At 67.9% G+C, this 16202-nt stretch carries 17 protein-coding genes and 1 pseudogene; 13 read left to right on the forward strand and 5 right to left on the reverse strand.

Annotation, left to right across the window (positions count from 1 at the left end):
* From BN3906_RS14835 to BN3906_RS07500, 10 genes and pseudogenes are all read left to right on the forward strand, one after another.
* Positions 1-754: pseudogene (locus tag BN3906_RS14835) on the forward strand (hypothetical protein); the annotation flags it as partial.
* A gap of 115 nt (positions 755-869) precedes the next feature.
* The gene (gene pyrE, locus BN3906_RS07460) at positions 870-1421 is read left to right on the forward strand and encodes an orotate phosphoribosyltransferase (RefSeq protein WP_066586665.1); all 552 of its coding nucleotides are present in this window, start codon (positions 870-872) and stop codon (positions 1419-1421) included.
* 122 nt (positions 1422-1543) lie between these two features.
* Positions 1544-2215, forward strand: coding sequence for a lysoplasmalogenase family protein (locus tag BN3906_RS07465; protein ID WP_436834820.1), 672 nt, complete (start codon positions 1544-1546; stop codon positions 2213-2215).
* Positions 2216-2486: 271 nt separating this feature from the next.
* Entirely contained in the window at positions 2487-3194 is a 708-nt protein-coding gene (locus tag BN3906_RS07470; protein ID WP_066586668.1) for a TrmH family RNA methyltransferase, read from the forward strand.
* Positions 3195-3204: 10 nt separating this feature from the next.
* Positions 3205-4419 (forward strand): glycoside hydrolase family 76 protein, encoded by a 1215-nt coding sequence (locus tag BN3906_RS07475; protein ID WP_066586671.1) that lies wholly within the window; start codon positions 3205-3207, stop codon positions 4417-4419.
* A 62-nt stretch (positions 4420-4481) separates the two neighbouring features.
* The gene (fbaA, locus tag BN3906_RS07480) at positions 4482-5516 is read left to right on the forward strand and encodes a class II fructose-bisphosphate aldolase (protein ID WP_066586673.1); all 1035 of its coding nucleotides are present in this window, start codon (positions 4482-4484) and stop codon (positions 5514-5516) included.
* Positions 5517-5528: 12 nt separating this feature from the next.
* Positions 5529-5975 carry a DUF3151 domain-containing protein gene (locus BN3906_RS07485; protein WP_066586675.1) on the forward strand — a complete coding sequence of 149 codons (447 nt, stop codon included), beginning with the start codon at positions 5529-5531 and terminating at the stop codon, positions 5973-5975.
* Positions 5976-6108: 133 nt separating this feature from the next.
* Positions 6109-7224 carry an endonuclease/exonuclease/phosphatase family protein gene (locus BN3906_RS07490; RefSeq protein ID WP_261796912.1) on the forward strand — a complete coding sequence of 372 codons (1116 nt, stop codon included), beginning with the start codon at positions 6109-6111 and terminating at the stop codon, positions 7222-7224.
* A gap of 41 nt (positions 7225-7265) precedes the next feature.
* Positions 7266-8486, forward strand: a complete 1221-nt coding sequence (locus BN3906_RS07495) for an FUSC family protein (protein ID WP_066586678.1) — start codon at positions 7266-7268, stop codon at positions 8484-8486.
* Positions 8487-8661: 175 nt separating this feature from the next.
* Entirely contained in the window at positions 8662-9798 is a 1137-nt protein-coding gene (locus BN3906_RS07500) for a YbjN domain-containing protein (RefSeq protein ID WP_066586680.1), read from the forward strand.
* A gap of 93 nt (positions 9799-9891) precedes the next feature.
* On the opposite strand, the gene BN3906_RS07505 is transcribed toward BN3906_RS07500, so the two are convergent.
* From BN3906_RS07505 to BN3906_RS07515, 3 genes are read right to left on the reverse strand one after another with little or no spacing between them, the layout of a single operon-like run.
* Entirely contained in the window at positions 9892-10962 is a 1071-nt protein-coding gene (locus tag BN3906_RS07505; RefSeq protein WP_066586682.1) for an ABC transporter substrate-binding protein, read from the reverse strand.
* Between the two features lie 49 nt (positions 10963-11011).
* Positions 11012-11773, reverse strand: coding sequence for an ABC transporter permease (locus tag BN3906_RS07510; protein ID WP_066586684.1), 762 nt, complete (start codon positions 11771-11773; stop codon positions 11012-11014).
* Positions 11770-12606, reverse strand: a complete 837-nt coding sequence (locus tag BN3906_RS07515) for an ABC transporter ATP-binding protein (protein ID WP_066586687.1) — start codon at positions 12604-12606, stop codon at positions 11770-11772. The genes BN3906_RS07510 and BN3906_RS07515 overlap by 4 nt, the downstream gene beginning before the upstream one ends.
* 143 nt (positions 12607-12749) lie before the next feature.
* Here BN3906_RS07515 and BN3906_RS15090 point away from each other — a divergent pair, with 143 nt between their 5' ends.
* Positions 12750-12881 (forward strand): hypothetical protein, encoded by a 132-nt coding sequence (locus BN3906_RS15090; RefSeq protein WP_261796913.1) that lies wholly within the window; start codon positions 12750-12752, stop codon positions 12879-12881.
* A gap of 22 nt (positions 12882-12903) precedes the next feature.
* Here BN3906_RS15090 and BN3906_RS07520 read toward each other — a convergent pair whose 3' ends face one another.
* A complete protein-coding gene (locus tag BN3906_RS07520) occupies positions 12904-13800 on the reverse strand; it encodes a hypothetical protein (RefSeq protein ID WP_066586689.1) in 897 nt (298 codons plus the stop codon).
* A 74-nt stretch (positions 13801-13874) separates the two neighbouring features.
* Here BN3906_RS07520 and BN3906_RS07525 point away from each other — a divergent pair, with 74 nt between their 5' ends.
* Both BN3906_RS07525 and BN3906_RS07530 read left to right on the forward strand, forming a co-directional pair.
* Entirely contained in the window at positions 13875-15161 is a 1287-nt protein-coding gene (locus BN3906_RS07525) for an adenylosuccinate synthase (protein ID WP_066586692.1), read from the forward strand.
* The gene (locus BN3906_RS07530) at positions 15148-15657 is read left to right on the forward strand and encodes an MGMT family protein (RefSeq protein ID WP_078057268.1); all 510 of its coding nucleotides are present in this window, start codon (positions 15148-15150) and stop codon (positions 15655-15657) included. The genes BN3906_RS07525 and BN3906_RS07530 overlap by 14 nt, the downstream gene beginning before the upstream one ends.
* On the opposite strand, the gene BN3906_RS07535 is transcribed toward BN3906_RS07530, so the two are convergent.
* Positions 15629-16192, reverse strand: coding sequence for a manganese efflux pump MntP (locus BN3906_RS07535; protein ID WP_066586702.1), 564 nt, complete (start codon positions 16190-16192; stop codon positions 15629-15631). The genes BN3906_RS07530 and BN3906_RS07535 overlap by 29 nt on opposite strands.
* Between the last annotated feature and the right edge of the window lie 10 nt (positions 16193-16202).

Here is a 16202-nt window from a genome sequence, read left to right on the forward strand (position 1 = left end):
CATCACCGTCGCCGACCCGACCAGACCCAGACCGGCCTCGGGAGCGCGGGTCGCCCCCGTGCTGCCGGACGCCGGCCACGGTCCCGGAGAGGTGCCGGAGGAGGCTCCGGCCCGCCCCCGGGACCGCGCGGACAGCCCGCGTCCCGGTCATCTGCGTGCGGTGCCGGACAGTCCTCCCCAGGCATCTGAGGCCCGCACGCCTGAAGCCCGCACATCTGAGGCCCGCACAACGGGGGAGTCCCCGGCCCCGGGGGCAGGCGCGGAGGGAAGTTCCCCCGAACTGAAGCAGGACCTCAGGCAGGACCTGGATCAGGATGCTGTACCGTCCGCCGCAGAGGTGGAGGAGCATCCTACCGTGGAGAGGTCGGCGGAGCCGGTGGAGTTCCCGACCCGTGCGCGTGGCAGAATCCTCGGCGACGCGGACCTGGACGGGACGTGGCCGGAGGATGTCGCCGAGGACGGTCTGACCAGGATCCCCGCCCTCGGGGAGGAGCCCTCGCCCACTCCGGGGCCGGATCCCGGTGATCCCCGGATCATCCGGGCCGGGACGTCGGCGACGATCTTCTCCGACGGTCCGGGCATCGGTGCCGGGATCGGGGACCCCGAGCCGCGCAGGACGCCCCGCCGGCCACGGCGGGGACGCCACCGTGGCCCGGAGGCACGGCACGCAGACACCGGAGGCGCGGGGACCGGCCGTGATGACGCCGAGGTCTACGACGTGGTGGACCCTGAGATCATCGACCCTGAAGACTGACCTGACCGGAAGGCGTCCGCGCACTGACCTCACGGGTCGTCTGTCGGCCGGGTACCGGGGTGTTCTAGGATCAGTGACCGTAGCGTCACCGTCCACAAGCCCCAGGAGCCAGCCGATGAGCGTCCCCGCCGTCAACCCCGACAAACTCCGGCGTCTCGCCGAGCTCGTCACCGAACTCTCCGTCGTCCGGGGCAGGGTCGTACTGTCCTCCGGCAGGGAGGCCGACTACTACGTGGACCTGCGCCGCGCGACCCTCCACCGGGAGTCGGCGAAACTGATCGGGGAGCTGCTGCGCGAACTGACCGCGGACTGGGACTACGTCGCCGTCGGCGGGCTCACCCTCGGGGCGGACCCGGTGGCCACCGCCGTGATGCACACCGGTGACGGAGTGGACGCCTTCGTCGTCCGCAAAGAGGCGAAGAAGCACGGCATGCAGCGCCGTATCGAGGGACCGGACATCAGCGGCAGGAGGGTCCTCGTTGTCGAGGACACCACAACCACCGGGAATTCCCCGTTGACCGCCGTCGCAGCGGCTCGTGAGGCCGGGGCCACCGTTGTCGGGGTGGCCACCGTGGTGGACCGTGCCACCGGTGCCAGGGACGTCATCGAGGCCGAGGGCGTGGATTACCGCAGTCTGCTGGGCCTGGCAGACCTGGGTCTCGCCTGATCCGCCCGGGGACAGCCGTGACGTCCACCGCACGCGTCCTGCGCGGCGCCTACCTCGCCGCCGGTGCGGTGTCGGTCCTGGCGGCAGCGGCCGGACCACGTGGCGACCGGTTCACCCGAACCGTGAAACCCGCGCTGATGCCGTTGCTCGCGGCATCCGCACTCGCGGGGAGGCGTACCGGGGCAGGCCCAGGGGCCGTCACGGGGGCGGTCGCCGGGGTGGTCGCCGGACTGGCCGGAGGGTGGGTCGGTGACGTCATCCTCATGGGCCCGGACGGCCGCAGTGCGGACTCCCGGACCCGGGCCCGCAACCTCAACCGGGGTTCGGCGGCCTTCGCCGTCAACCAGGTCGCCTACATCACCGCACTGTGGCGGAAAGGCCACCGGCCGCAGAAGGGGCCCCTCGCCCTGCGGGTTCCGGTACTGGCGTCCGGTGTCCTCACCGCGGCCACCGGGGCGCCGGCGGCCCTTCCCGCCGCCGTGGGCTACGGCTCCCTGCTCGCGGCAGCGTCGGTGCTCGCCGCGGACCCGACGGTGACGGGTAGGCACGCCGACCTGCACGGGGTGGGACTCGGCGGCAACCTCTTCGTGCTCTCCGACGGGCTCATCCTGGCCCGTCAGGCATTCCTCACAGGGCAGAAACCCCTGGTCCGGGTGCTTGACGGCATCGTCGACGGGCTTGTCATGGCGACCTACGTCGCCGCCCAGCTGCTGCTCGTGGAAGNAAGAGCGGAAATGTTGCGATCGAGGTCATACGAAGGCGATAGGGAGATAGTGTGTAGGAAGAGGAGATGATGTAACTAAATATGACAAGCATACATGACATGTTAGACACCCTGTTGAGGGAGACAGGTAAGAAGAGTATGAGCCGAGGGGAAGAGATGAGGAGCTCATGAGTCGGGGAATGTCTGACGCTTTTTTTTAATGATACGGCGACCACCGAGATCTACACTCTTTCCCTACACGACGCTCTTCCGATCTGTCCGGGTGCTTGACGGCATCGTCGACGGGCTTGTCATGGCGACCTACGTCGCCGCCCAGCTGCTGCTCGTGGAAGGACTCACCCGTGAATGAAACCACACCTGACAGGGGGACGGAACCCGCGCCCGACCGGGGCCCGACCGAGTGGTCCGACCATCCGGTCGGGGTCGGGCCGTGGGCGGAGGAGCATCCGGGCGTCCCCTCCCCGTCGGAGGGCCCCGACGGCGACCGTTATGATCCCGACCTGCTGGAACACGGTGACCGGCGCAATGTCGTCGACGCCTACCGGTACTGGACGCGGGACGCCGTCGTCGCCGACATCGACACCCGACGCCATCCGCTCCACATCGCGATCGAGAACTTCGAGAACGACTCCAACATCGGAACCGTCGTGCGCACCGCCAACGCCTTCGCCGTCGACACCGTGCACATCGTCGGACGCCGCAGGTGGAACCGGCGTGGAGCGATGGTCACCGACCGTTACCAGCACCTGATGCATCACCCGGACACGGCGTCGGTCATCGCGTACGCGCGGGAGCACGGTCTGACTGTCGTGGCGGTGGACAACACCCCCGGATCGGTGCCCCTGGAGACCGTCCGCCTGCCCGAGCGCTGTCTGCTGCTCTTCGGGCAGGAGGGCCCCGGGGTCACGGAGGAGGCCCAGGACGCCGCGAGTATGACCGTGTCCATCGCCCAGTTCGGGTCCACCAGGTCGGTCAACGCGGGGGTGGCCGCGGGTATCGCCATGCACACCTGGATAAGGCAGCACGCCGACCTGGGCCGTTCCTGGTAGAAACGGTCCCATGGAGGAGATCTGGGACCACCGCGCCGACCTGGCGGAACAGGCCGTCCTGGAACGCCACGTGACAAGGCTCTGGGGAATCCCGAAAACCTCCCTCGCCGTCATCGCGTGGCCGCCGACGACCCGGGACAAGTTCTTCTACCACTGGCACTGCTGGTGGCAGGCCCAGTTCATCGACTGCCAGGTCGATGCCGCGACCCGTCGGGCGACAGGGCGTCGACTCCGCCGGATCCGACGTACGGTCCGTGCCGTACGCATCCGTAACCGGCGTGCACTGCCGCACAACGAGTTCTACGACGACCGGGCCTGGCTGGCCCTGGCCATGCACCGTGCCGGAGAACTGCCGAAGTACGGGTCTGTGCGCTACCTGCCGGGCCTGTGCTCCTCGCTGCTCGACGGGATCGACCCGCTGACCGGCGTCCTGCCGTGGCGGGACGGCCAGGACTTCTTCAACGTGACGACGAACGGTCCGGCCGCGATCCTCGCGGCGCGCACGGGGCGCCGTGACCTCACCGGGCAGTTCGTCGAGTGGGTGTACCCGCGGCTGATCAACGCCGACGGTCTGGTGACGGACGGGGTGAGACTGCGCCTGCACGGTGAGGAGCAGGTACCGCGGGTCCACACGGTGAACCAGGGGCTGGTCCTCGGTGCCCTGGTGGAGCTCGCCCGGTCCCTGCGGAAGGACGCCGGGGTCCCGATGGGCGCGGTCAGTGAGGTGGGTACCCGGTGCCTCACCCGCGTACATCAGCTGGTCCAGGCGGTGGCAACGCACATGGCCACGACCGACGGAATCATCGACACCGGTGACACCGGCGACCCGGGGCTGACCGGATGGCAGGGCAACGGGGGAGGGGACGGGGGCCTGTTCAAGGGAGTTCTCGCCCGGTACCTCGCGCTCGTGGCCACCGGACTGCCCAGCGACGACCGTCTCAGCCGGGCGACCCGTCAGCTGGCCAGGCGTCTGGTACTTCAGTCGGCGGAGTCGGTCTGGCACCACCGCCTCGAGGTGGACGGGCTGCCGTTGTTCGGGGCGTCCTGGGTCCGGGACGCGGCCCTGCCCCGCACCGGCGGGCGGATCGGAACCGCACTGGCCTCGGGCCCGGGTGCGGATCTGGGGGTACCGGAGCGGGATCTGTCGGTGCAGTTGTCCGGATGGATGCTGATGGAGGCGGCGGTCAGGGTGACCGGAGGGGTGGTCCGGGACTCCACGGACTGAGCGGAGCAGGCATACTGGAGAGCAGTCATGCGTCAGACAGTGGACACCTAGGGAGGACCTCCATGCCAATCGCCACCCCCGCCGTATACCGGGACATGCTCGACAAGGCCAAGGAAGACGGATACGCCTACCCGGCCATCAACTGCACCTCGTCAGAGACGATCAACGCCGCCCTCAAGGGCTTCGCGGACGCCGAATCCGACGGCATCATCCAGTTCTCCACCGGCGGTGCCGAATTCGGTTCCGGGCTCCACGTGAAGAACATGGTCGCCGGAGCCACGGCCCTCGCCGCCTTCGCCCACGAGGCTGCGAAGCATTACGGGGTCAATGTCGCCCTGCACACCGACCACTGCCAGAAGGAGAAGCTGGACACCTACGTCCGTCCCCTGGTGGAGATCTCCCGCAGGAGGGTGGAGGCCGGTGAAACCCCGCTGTTCCAGTCCCACATGTGGGACGGCTCGGCCATCCCGATCGACGAGAACCTGGAGATCGCCAGGGAACTGCTGCCCGCGTGTGCGGCGGCGGACATCATCCTCGAGGTGGAGATCGGTGTCGTCGGCGGCGAAGAGGACGGAGTGGAGGCCAGGGCGGGGGACAACCTGTACACCACGGCCGAGGACTTCGAGAAGACCGTCGACGCGCTCGGCACCGGGGAGAACGGCCGGTACATTCTCGCCGCGACCTTCGGTAACGTCCACGGCGTCTACAAGCCCGGCAATGTAAAGCTGCGCCCCGAGGTCCTCGACATGGGGCAGCGGACCGCCGCGGCGAAGCTGGGACTTCCCGAAGGCTCCAAGCCCTTCGACTTCGTGTTCCACGGCGGATCAGGGTCGGAGAAGGAGAAGATCGAGGAGGCGCTGCGCTACGGCGTCATCAAGATGAACGTCGACACCGACACCCAGTACGCCTTCACCAGGCCTGTCGCCGGCCACATGTTCGCCAACTACGACGGTGTCCTGAAGATCGACGGCGAGGTGGGCAACAAGAAGGTCTACGACCCCCGGTCCTACATGAAGAAGGCCGAGGAAGCCATGAGCGTGCGGGTCGTTGAGGCCTGCACCGACCTGCACTCCGTCGGCACGACCCTGTCGAAGTAGGTCGGGGCGGACATGACGGAACAGATCAGGAAGGGCAGGGACCTCTTCGGTGCCGAGCATCCTGCGGTGATGCTCCCGGCGTCCCTGGCGTCCTCCGTCGTCGGCGGCGAAACTCTCGCCGAACTGGAGGCGAAGGCTGTCGCAGACCCGAAGGACTCGGGTGTGTGGGCGGCCCTGGCCGCCTACCACCTGCAGCAGGGAGACCTGCCGAGCGAGAAGATCACGGCGTACGCCTGTGCACGCACGGGCTACCACCGTGGGCTGGACGCCCTGCGGGCCAACGGGTGGCGGGGGACCGGTCCGGTGCCGTGGTCCCATGAACCCAACCGGGGTGTGCTCCGGGCGATCATGATGCTGGCCGTCGTCGCCCGCGCCATCGGGGAAGAGGACGAGTACATCCGCTGCCTCAACCTCGTCAACGACTGTGACCCCGGAGCTGCGGACGAGATGCTGAAGTAGATTCTTGGACGGTCACGCTACCTCTGCCGGGCCCGGCCCCGGCGTCGGGCCCGGGGCAGGGGAGGCTCCGGCGTCGCGCCGGAAGCAGGGCGGGACGCCGTGCCGGTCGGTGTGCCGGTCGGCTGGTGCGGCGGTGCGGACCATTGCGGCGGTCACTTCCGTATGCGGGGTGCTGTGGGCGTCCTCCCCGTGGTGGGGCGTCTTCACCGACCGTCTTCCCTCGTCAGTGGCGTGGCTGCTGCCCTCCGCGCAGGCTACCTGGCCGGCGGGTCTGCTGCTGACACTGGTCGCGGCAGCCGGGGCCGCGGCAGCAGGGGCGGTCCGGGGTGGACCGACGGCATCCCGGTCAGTCTTCCCTGCCGGACACCGCCCGGTGCTGACGGGCCCGGCGCTTCCGGTCCTGCCTGCGTGCGCCGTGGTCGTGGCAGTGGCCGTGGCCGTGTGCGTGGCCGTGGTCGTACCCGGGATGGCAGGCAGGGCAGCATCAGCGCAGCCGGGCCCGAAGGCGCCGGGTGACCTGAGAATTCTCGCAGTCAACACATGGTACGGTGCGGCGTCGGACACGGTCCTCGCCCGCACGGCGGCAGACATGGACGCCGATGTGGTGGTCCTCCCGGAGAGCTCCGGGGCCGAGGCGGAGGCTGTGGCACGGGCGACCGGGCTGCACCTGGTACAGCAGGTCTCCACCAGATCCCGGGGCGGAGGAACAGCGCTGCTCGTCCGCTCCACGCAGCTCGTCGACGGGTCGGTGACGGACCTGCACCTCACCAGACACCAGAATCCTGTGGCCCGGTTGACGACCGGCGGGCAGGGGGACAGTGGCCCGGCAGACGCCGGTACGGTGACCCGGGCGACCGGGCCGGTGGTGACGGTCACCGGGGTGCACACCAACGCCCCGGCGCACAGCGACCTCGTCGACGGCTGGATCCGGGAAATGGGTGACCTGCGCGACTTCGCCGCCGTTACCCCGGGTCCGTTGGTGATGGCGGGAGACTTCAACGCGACAACCGCACACCCGGAGTTCCGACGGCTGACAAAGGCACCCGGCGGGGAAGTTCCCGGGCTCGTCGACTGCGGCGGCGGCATGTTCGCGGCCCCGACCTGGCCCCGCGCGGGGGTGCCGGTGGCGACGGTACCGTTGCTGCGGCTCGACCATGTCCTAGTCCGCGGACTGGCGTGTGCCGCCTCCGGCGTGGTCGGGGTGGAGGGCAGTGACCATGCAGGGGTGTGGGCCGACCTCAGGCCGTGACCGGTCGGGCCTGCAGGACCGACGACTGACACAATGGGAGCATGTCTGAGGAGAGGGTGTGGCAGCGTCCCCGCCGGCGTGCGGGTGAGGGGGTCCGCGCCGCCGCGGCGTCCCTGAGCCGTCTCGCGCCGCGGCAGGGGCTCTCCCGTGCCCGGTCGACGGTGATCTTCGCCCTCCAGGCGGCACTGTCGGCCGGACTGGCCTACTGGGTCGCCACCGACATCATCGGCCACGACAACGCCTTCTTCGCGCCCATCGCCGGTGTGATCAGTCTCGGGCTGTCGGGTGGGAAGAGAATCCGCAGGGGTTTCGAGATCGTGCTGGGCGCGTCGGTGGGAATCGGCATCGGTGATCTCGTGATCTCCTGGATCGGTGACGGTCCGTGGCAGATCGGGGTGGTGGTTTTCGCCGCGATCCTGCTGGCCGTGGTCGTCGACCGGGGGCCACTGGTTCCTACCCAGGCTGCGAGTTCGGCGGTGCTGGTCGCCACTCTCATCCCGCCGGGTGACCAGGGTGCGTTCGACAGGGTGGTCGACGCCCTGGTCGGAGGTCTCATCGGCCTTCTGGTTCTCGCTGTGGTGCCGAAGAACCCGCTGCGTGCGGTGCGCCGGGAGATGTCCGGTCTCATCGCCAAGGCCTCTCTCGTCCTCGATGATGTGGCGGACGGAATCGAGGACACCGACCCCGGTGTCATCAACCGTGCGCTGACGACCGCGCGGGGCACCCAGACCAGTGTGAACGCCATGCTCCAGGCCATGTCCGGGGGTGAAGAGGTGGTCAGCATCTCCCCGATCTACTGGTCGGCCCGGAGATACGCGAAGTCCATCGACCGCGTGCTGGTTCCCGTGGACAACATCATGAGGAACACCCGGGTCCTGGCGCGGCGCGCCGAGATCATGGTCAATGACGGCGTCTCCCCGAATCCCGGACTGACCCGGCTGATCCGTGACCTGTCCGACGCCCTCGGGCACCTGGCCACACTTCACGCCGAAGGGGGTTCGCGGTTCACCGACGAGGAACTTCTGGAGCTGCCGGAGATCACCCGGCGTCTCCAGGTTCTCGGCGGACGGGCGGACGTGGCACTGGCCAGAGGGTCGGGACTGTCGGGGCGGGTGGTGCTGGCACAGTGCCGTTCGATCATTGTCGACGCCCTGCAGGTGTGCGGCATGTCGAGGGAGTCCGCGATGGCTGCGCTGCGTCCGACGGTGGAGCACCCGTGGCAGCCTCCGGAACTGTGGGAGGACGGGGGCGCCCCCGACTGAGAGCAGGTACCCGGAGTGTTTCCCCGTACCTGAGAAAGCCGGTCTGGTGTACAGGGATCCTTCGTGTGCCGTTGACGTGGTCGTTACTGCGGGGGTGACGCCACTGTCTGGTCTGTAGTTCACCAGGGGTGCAGCGTATACACTGCATGCGCACACAAAATAATGAGGAGAATCTATGTTCGGCTTCGGCAGAAGGAAGTCCAAGGACGCCCGGGGGTCAGTTCCGGGTCCGGATGCGTCGGCGGTACCCGACGCGCCTGTGGCGCAGCCGGCTCCGACGGAATCCGCGGAACAGGTGGTTCCGGGTCCGGTTGAGGCCCCGTTGGCGGCAAATGCGCTGCAGCTGGTGGCGGCGGGGGCGGGTCTGACTGCGTTGTGCACCGGGACGACGGTTTGGCTGCATTCCGGCGCTCTGGGTCTGGGTGAGCTTGATCTGGTGGACATTGACCTGCGTGTGGAGGTCGGTGGTTCCTCACAGGAACCGTTGGCGCATGGCGCCGTGATGGACTGGTACGGAGTGCTCGACGGAATGGACCCGTTGGATGTTCAGCGGCTCGTCAACGGGTGGAATGACCGGTTTGTCGGGCCGCGGGTGTACTCCTGGCGCGACGGGCAGGGACACCTCCGGATCCGGGGGGAGATCGTGATGACGTGGTGGCGGGGGCACACCGTGGCACAGGTCGATGATTTTCTCCGGGTAGTGGTCTCTGCCGCGTTGAATCTGTCGGAGTGGCTGGAAGAGCAGTGGCCGTCCGTTGACCGCCTGACCCCGGAAACGGTGCCTCCGGAGAACGGGGTGGCGTTGACAGGTGACGACCGTGGACTTGAGGAGACGGAACGACTAGCCGCGCAGTTCGTCACTCCCGGGAACCCTTTCGGACTGCTGAAGGCCGAGACTGCGCCGGTGACTGCCGACCGTATCGCCGATCTTTTCGCCGCCAGGTCGGGTCAGCGGTCGCAGGTCAGTGATGACGGGGTACTGCGGATCAGGTGGGGCGAGCCGGCAGTGGACATCGCCGTGCACGACGCGGTGCTGACCATTTCTTCGGGGGCTGAAGTCATGGTCGCAGATCCGGAGCAGATACCGGACAGCCTGCTGGAAGTCACCTGGAAATGGTCGACGAACCGTGCGGGGGCTGTCGCGGTGGTGCACCGCGAACAGAACGGTCCGACATTCCTGGTCTATGCGCTGCACCAGTTCGTCGGGATGGGAATGAGCGACGGTCAACTGGCGATGACGGCGTCCCGGACCTGCGAACTGGTCGCGGACTGCATGATCGAGTTGGCGGGGGAGATCACCGGCGGGAGGTGAGACGGCCCCGGGGGTGCGCACCTTCGGACACCCGGTCAGATATGCCCGGAGTCCGGAAGTCCGGTCGGTGGGAACCGGCCCGGTTCCCGTGACTCACCTCGGCAGGTACTCGTTGGTGGTCACGGACGCACCGTCGATCCCGGCGTCCTGCCCCGCTGCAGCATCGAGCAGGCCGTTCTTCCGCATCCAGTCGGCGTAGGCCGACCACGCGGCAGGATCCTGGACCCCGAAATCCGCCGACGCCGCGCCCGCAGCCGCACCACTGCCGGATCCCCCCCTGCGGAGGATGTCGACGGTGGCGTCCACCATCTTCTTCAGCAGAGCAGGATCGTAGGCGCCCTCGGTCTGCGGGGTCAGGGCGTCCACCGCCGTCGCACTGTCACCGAGCGCGGTGGTCTGCCCGTCGGCGGTGCCGGCGAGGAAGCCACGGACGCGTTGAGCGTAGTCGGCGTCCTGCGTGAGACGGGTGGGGTTGGCGATCAGGACCAGTTCGGCGGAATCCGGCAGCCCCAGATCACCGGCGCTGAGTACGGTGATCTCGGTCTGTTCGGCCAGCTCGACACCCTCGATGTTCGGGTAGGCGCCGAAGATGGCGTCCACCTGGTCACTCAGCAACGCCTGATTGAGGTTCTGCTGCACATTCGGCATCTCGATACTGTCCGGGTCGATGCCGGCCTTCTCCGCGATGAACCGCATCGACGGTTCCTGCGACGGCACACCGGAACCGGCGACCTTCCTGCCCGCCAGGTCCTTCGCCGTGGTGATACCGGAGGACTTCTTCGTGATCAGCGAGTTCAACGGAGTCGGGATCAGGGCACCGACGCTCACCACGTCGAGGCCCTGTGCCGCAGCGAGAATGGTGTCCGTCTCATAGCTCACGGCCAGATCTGCGTGTCCGAGGGAGACCTCCTTGGCGGCGTCGGCGGTGTTCCCCGGCACAATGAACTCCGGGTCCACGCCGTGGTCGGCGTAGGCGCCGGTGTGGTCGGCCGTGTACATCGCCAGATGATCGGGGTTGGGGTTCCAGTCGAGCAGGACACTGACCTGGTCGGTGCCGGCACCGTCGCCGGAGGAGGCGCTGTCACCGTCCGTGGAACAGGCGGACAGCGCGGTGCAGGTCGCCACAAGGACGGCGGTGGCGGAGGTGGTGAATCGGGTTGTCACGGAAGTTTTCCTTTCAGTGGTGCATGCCTGTGGTGCATCCGGTGCAGTTTCACCGGCGCGCGGTGCCGGACCACGGGCAGCAGAGTCGTTCAAGGGTGGTGACCGCCAGCAGGAGAGCCGCAGACATTGCGGTGAGGACGATGACGAGGGCGAAGACGAAATCTGTCTGCAGCCGTGGAATCGCCTGCAGCAGCAGGTAGCCGAGTCCGTCGGTGGAACCGGTGTACTCGGCGAAAACCGCGGCGACAGGGGCGTAGGTCACTGCGATACGCAGTCCTGCGAAGCCGGCGGGAAGTGCGGCGGGGAAGCGCAGGCGCCAGAACAGGGAATGTCGGGTCGCATGGAGACTGCGCATCGTGTCCACCAGGGTCGGGTCCACCCCGCGTATCCCGCTGAGCAGGTTCATCGCCACCGGGAAGAAACACAGCAGGGCCACGACCAGTACCTTCGGTGCTGTCCCGTACCCCAGCGCGATGGTGAGGATCGGGCCGACCACCACCACGGGGATGGACTGGGACGCCACGAGTAGCGGTGCGAAGGCGTTGCCGAGCAGCGGTATGTAACCTGCGGCAACCGCGACGCCGAGCGCCACCGCCACGCCGAGGGCGGTGCCCGCCAGTGTCTCGGTGAGGGTCAGCCAGGTCGCCGGTGCAAGGCGTCCTCCCCAGTTGTCCCGGAGCGCCGAGACGACCGAGGCGGGGGAGGGCAGCACATAGTCTTCGGTACGTTCTCCGGTGGTGGCCCACAACCAGACCAGCAGCACCAGGACCACGGTGACCAGCGGGGGGAGTACCTTACGGATGACGCTCATGCGGCATCCCCCCGCGAGTCCCTGCCCAGTTCCCGGAGGATCTCCGCCCGGACCGAGGCGAACTCGGGATCGGCGAGCACCTCCTCCCTCGGCCGGCCGCGGCGCCGGGCGAACCAGCCCGGCCAGTCCCGAGCCAGGGTGCCATCGGCGACAAGTACGACACGGTGCGACAGCAGCAGTGCCTCGTCCACGTCGTGGGTGACCATGACCATCGTGGTGGCTGCGGTGGAGGGGCCGACGCCACTTCCGGTGGCGGCTCCGGCGACGGGCGCGCCGTCGTCGAGCAGTGCGGCGAGCCAGTCCTGGATCTCGGCACGTGTGATCGCGTCAAGGGCACCGAGAGGTTCATCGGCCAGGAGTACCGGTTTCTCGGCCAGCAGTGCACGGGCCAGTGCGACCCGTTGCCGCATACCTCCGCTGAGCCGGGTGGGACGTGCGGTGGCGCAGGCCGCCAGTCCGCAGCGTCCGAGAGCCGCCTCGGCACGCTCGCGGGCCGCGCGGCGTCCCACCCCCCTGTTGCGCAGGGGGACGGCGACATTGTCCCGGACACTGAACCAGGGCAGCAGACTGTCCCCCTGGGGCATCAGTGCGCAGTGACGGAGGCGGGCGTGGTCCGCGGCGTCCCCGAGGACCCGCACCTGACCGCGGGAAGGTGTCAGCAGGCCTCCGATGAGGTGGAGCAGGGTTGACTTTCCGCAGCCGGAACGGCCGATGACGGCCAGGTGTTCCCCGGCGGGGACGTCCAGGCGTATGTCACGCAGGACGGGTGATGACTTCGGGTAGGCGACGTCGACGTGGTCGACGGCCACCGCCGGTGTCGGCGGCAGGGGCATGACAGACATTCCTCCGCTCATGTGAATGAGGTCAGGTTCGGCGGGTGTGATCTCAGCCCCGGAGCTGGTCCGGGACACCCCGTGTCGGTTGGTGTCAGTTGTTCTCGGTGTTCAGTTTTTGTTTCTCCGGCCATCATAGACAAATGGACACCGTCACCGTGAAGGTCTGGAACGAACTCACCCCCGCAGAGGCCTACGTGAAGTTCAGGTTCGTGACGGTGGGCGGGGAGTTCGAGGAGGCCGGTATCCCCCACATCACGATGGTGCGCCACTGAGACCCCGGCGTCCGTCCGGGTTTCAGCGACGGACGAACTGCCCGTCGCGCAGGTGCCGGTAGAAGGTCACCGAGGACACTGTCCGCGGGTGGACCACGCCGTCCCGGACCACGGTGAGTCCCACACCGCCGGCCTGGAGTGCACGGCCGGTGAGCACGACGTCCGCGTCAACCTGGCCGGGAGTCGCCGGCCTGCTGAAAATCCTGGACAGTCTCCTGCCCGGGGTCATGTCCGCGGCCACCCGGTCCCACCGGGAGGGTGTGGTCAACCGTGTCGCCGCGATGCCGGGTGCCCCGGTCGTCGGGACGAAGCGGACGCCGAACGGTCCGGTCCTCCCGTTCCACGGGACTTCGGCGTCGTTGAGGAACAGGGTCTCGGAATCCACGATGACCTCGCCGACGAGGGTCTGCCCGCTGTGGAAGATCTCCGCGCAGCCGAGGGTCACCGTCCCCGAATCGTCACGGACAAGAGCGGTGGGCCGGGCCTGGCCTGTCAGTGCGACATCGAATGCCGCGGGCAAGGGCAGCTGTCCGGCGTCCAGCCCCCAGTTGTGGGCGGTCAGTGACTCAGGGTCGACCGGGACGTAGCCGACCGAGATCCACAGGGCGTCGATCCTCATCAGGCGGGTGACCACCGCGGCGAGGGCGGCGTCGGAGCCGACGACGATGACCCTCACCGGTTCATCCGGCTGCTGTGGTGCGGTGACGGGGTCGGCCTGGTGGGGAACGTCGGGCTTCGCCGCAATTTCGTCGAGGGAAGGGGTGGGGTCGACGGGGAGATGGGAGGACGCCAGTTCATCGAGGACACGCAGTTCCCTGCGGCCCGGTACCGCGGACAGGACAGTGGTCACGACCTCGTGGGGAACGGTGCCCGCCAGTTCGGGCGGCAGTCCACCACAGGCGAGAATCACGGATGTCATGGCAAGTACCCTACCGGGGGGCTAAACTGTCCAGTCGGTCAATATAACGCACGCCGAGGAGCGACGGAACAACAATGACAGCAATCATCGTGGTGGGAGCCCAGTGGGGGGACGAGGGCAAGGGGAAGGCCACCGACATCCTCGGAGGAAAAGTCGACTACGTCGTGAAGCCGAACGGCGGTAACAACGCGGGGCACACCGTCGTCGTCGGAGGGGAGAAGTACGAGCTGAAGCTGCTGCCCGCCGGCGTCCTCAGTGAGAACGCCACCCCGGTCATCGGCAACGGCTGCGTGGTCAACCTGGAGGCACTCTTCCAGGAGATCGACGGACTGGAGGCGCGCGGGGCCAACGCCTCCCGGCTGAAGGTCAGCGCCAACGCCCAGCTGGTCGCCCCCTACCACCAGGTTCTCGACAAGGTCACCGAGCGTTTCCTGGGCAAGAGAGCGATCGGCACCACCGGCCGCGGTATCGGTCCGACCTACGCGGACAAGGTCTCCCGCATCGGTATCCGGGCCCAGGACCTTCTGGACGAGTCGATTCTGCGCCAGAAGGTTGCCGGTGCCCTGAACCAGAAGAACCAGATGCTGGTGAAGCTCTACAACCGTAAGGCCATCGACCCGGACGAGATCGTCGACTACTTCATGGGCTTCGCCGACCGGCTCGCCCCGATGCTCATCGACGCCGAGCTGGTGCTCAACAAGGCCCTCGACGAAGGGAAGTCCGTGCTCATGGAGGGTGGTCAGGCGACGATGCTCGACGTCGACCACGGCACCTACCCCTTCGTCACCTCGTCGAATCCGACGGCCGGTGGAGCATGTGTCGGGTCGGGCGTCGGGCCCACGAAGATCACCACCTCCATGGGGATCATCAAGGCGTACACCACCCGGGTCGGGGCAGGGCCTTTCCCCACGGAGCTCTTCGACAAGTGGGGTGAGTACCTGCAGACCACCGGTGGAGAGGTCGGAGTGAACACCGGCCGTAAGCGCAGGTGCGGCTGGTATGACTCGGTCGTGGCGAGATACGCCTCCCGTGTCAACGGTTTCACCGACCTTTTCCTGACCAAGCTGGACGTTCTCACCGGTATCGGGGAAATTCCGATCTGTGTCGCCTACGACGTCGACGGTGTCCGCCACGAGGAGATGCCGATGAGCCAGTCGGACTTCCACCATGCGGTGCCCGTCTACGAGACCATGCCGGCCTGGGACGAGGACATCACCGGGTGCCGTACCTTCGAGGATCTCCCGCCGAAGGCACAGGACTACATCAACCGTCTGGAGGAACTGTCCGGAACCAGGATCTCCTACATCGGTGTCGGTCCGGGGCGTGACGAGACCATCGTCCGCCACGATGTCCTGGCCTGACCCACAGGGGCCTGACCCAGAGGGGCCCGACCGCCCGGATCCCGTCACCCTCTGTGACACTGTCCGTCGTCGGGGCCATGTTGCCGGAGCACCTTCCGGCCTCACCGACCGGGTTCGGCAGGTGCTGGCAGTCATCGGGGACGGTGAGGTCACCGGCTACGGGGAGGTGGCCCGGGCGCTGGGAATTCCGCGCGGGGCCAGGGCCGTCGCCCGGGTCCTGGCGTCCGGTGGTTTCGGCTGGGATCTCGCCGCACCAGTTGTCCCGGTCGGACGGGTACGGCGGGGCTGCTTCGTCGTCCCGGAGATCGGCCACGGTCAGCTCTCAGGTGGGCTCTCAGGGGAACTCTCACGGTCGGCGGCACTGGCGCGCCGGGAAGTGCCCTTCACCGTGGAGGGTTCAGGGGTGGATACCGTGCTGCTGGTCCCGACGGACCGGTGCCTCGACGCGGCAGACCTGGTGGAACGTCTCACCCGCCGAGGAAGTGCTCCAGGATGATGCGGACGCCGATGGCCACGAGTACCAGGCCGCCGATGATCTCGGCGGGTGTGCGGAACCGGACCCCGACCTTGTGACCGACCAGTACCGCCAGGAGGGACAGTGTCAGTGTGGTGGCGGCGATGATGAGGACCGAGTTGATGACGGACACGTCGAGGACAGCGAAGGACACGCCCACGGCGGCCGCGTCGATGCTGGTCGCGAGGCCGAGCAGCAGAAGGCGTCCGAGGTCGAGGCGACCGTCACGGGGGCTGTCGTCACCCGGGTGCAGTGCGTCCCAGGTCATCTTCGCACCCACGGCGCTGAGCAGCCCGAAGGCGATCCAGTGGTCGACCGGGGCGAGAAACTGTGAGAACCGGGAGGCGGCGAACCAGCCCAGCAACGGCATCACCGTCTGGAAGACCGCGAACACCAGTGCGGTGACCAGTGCGTGGAAATAGTTCAGGGTCCGCATTCTCACACCTGTCGTGAGGGATGCGGCGACGGCGTCGGCGGAAACTCCCACACCGATGACGAATACCGACCACAATGACATCGCATTCACC

The organism is Corynebacterium provencense (assembly GCA_900049755.1).
Classification (GTDB): Bacteria; Actinomycetota; Actinomycetes; order Mycobacteriales; family Mycobacteriaceae; genus Corynebacterium; species Corynebacterium neomassiliense.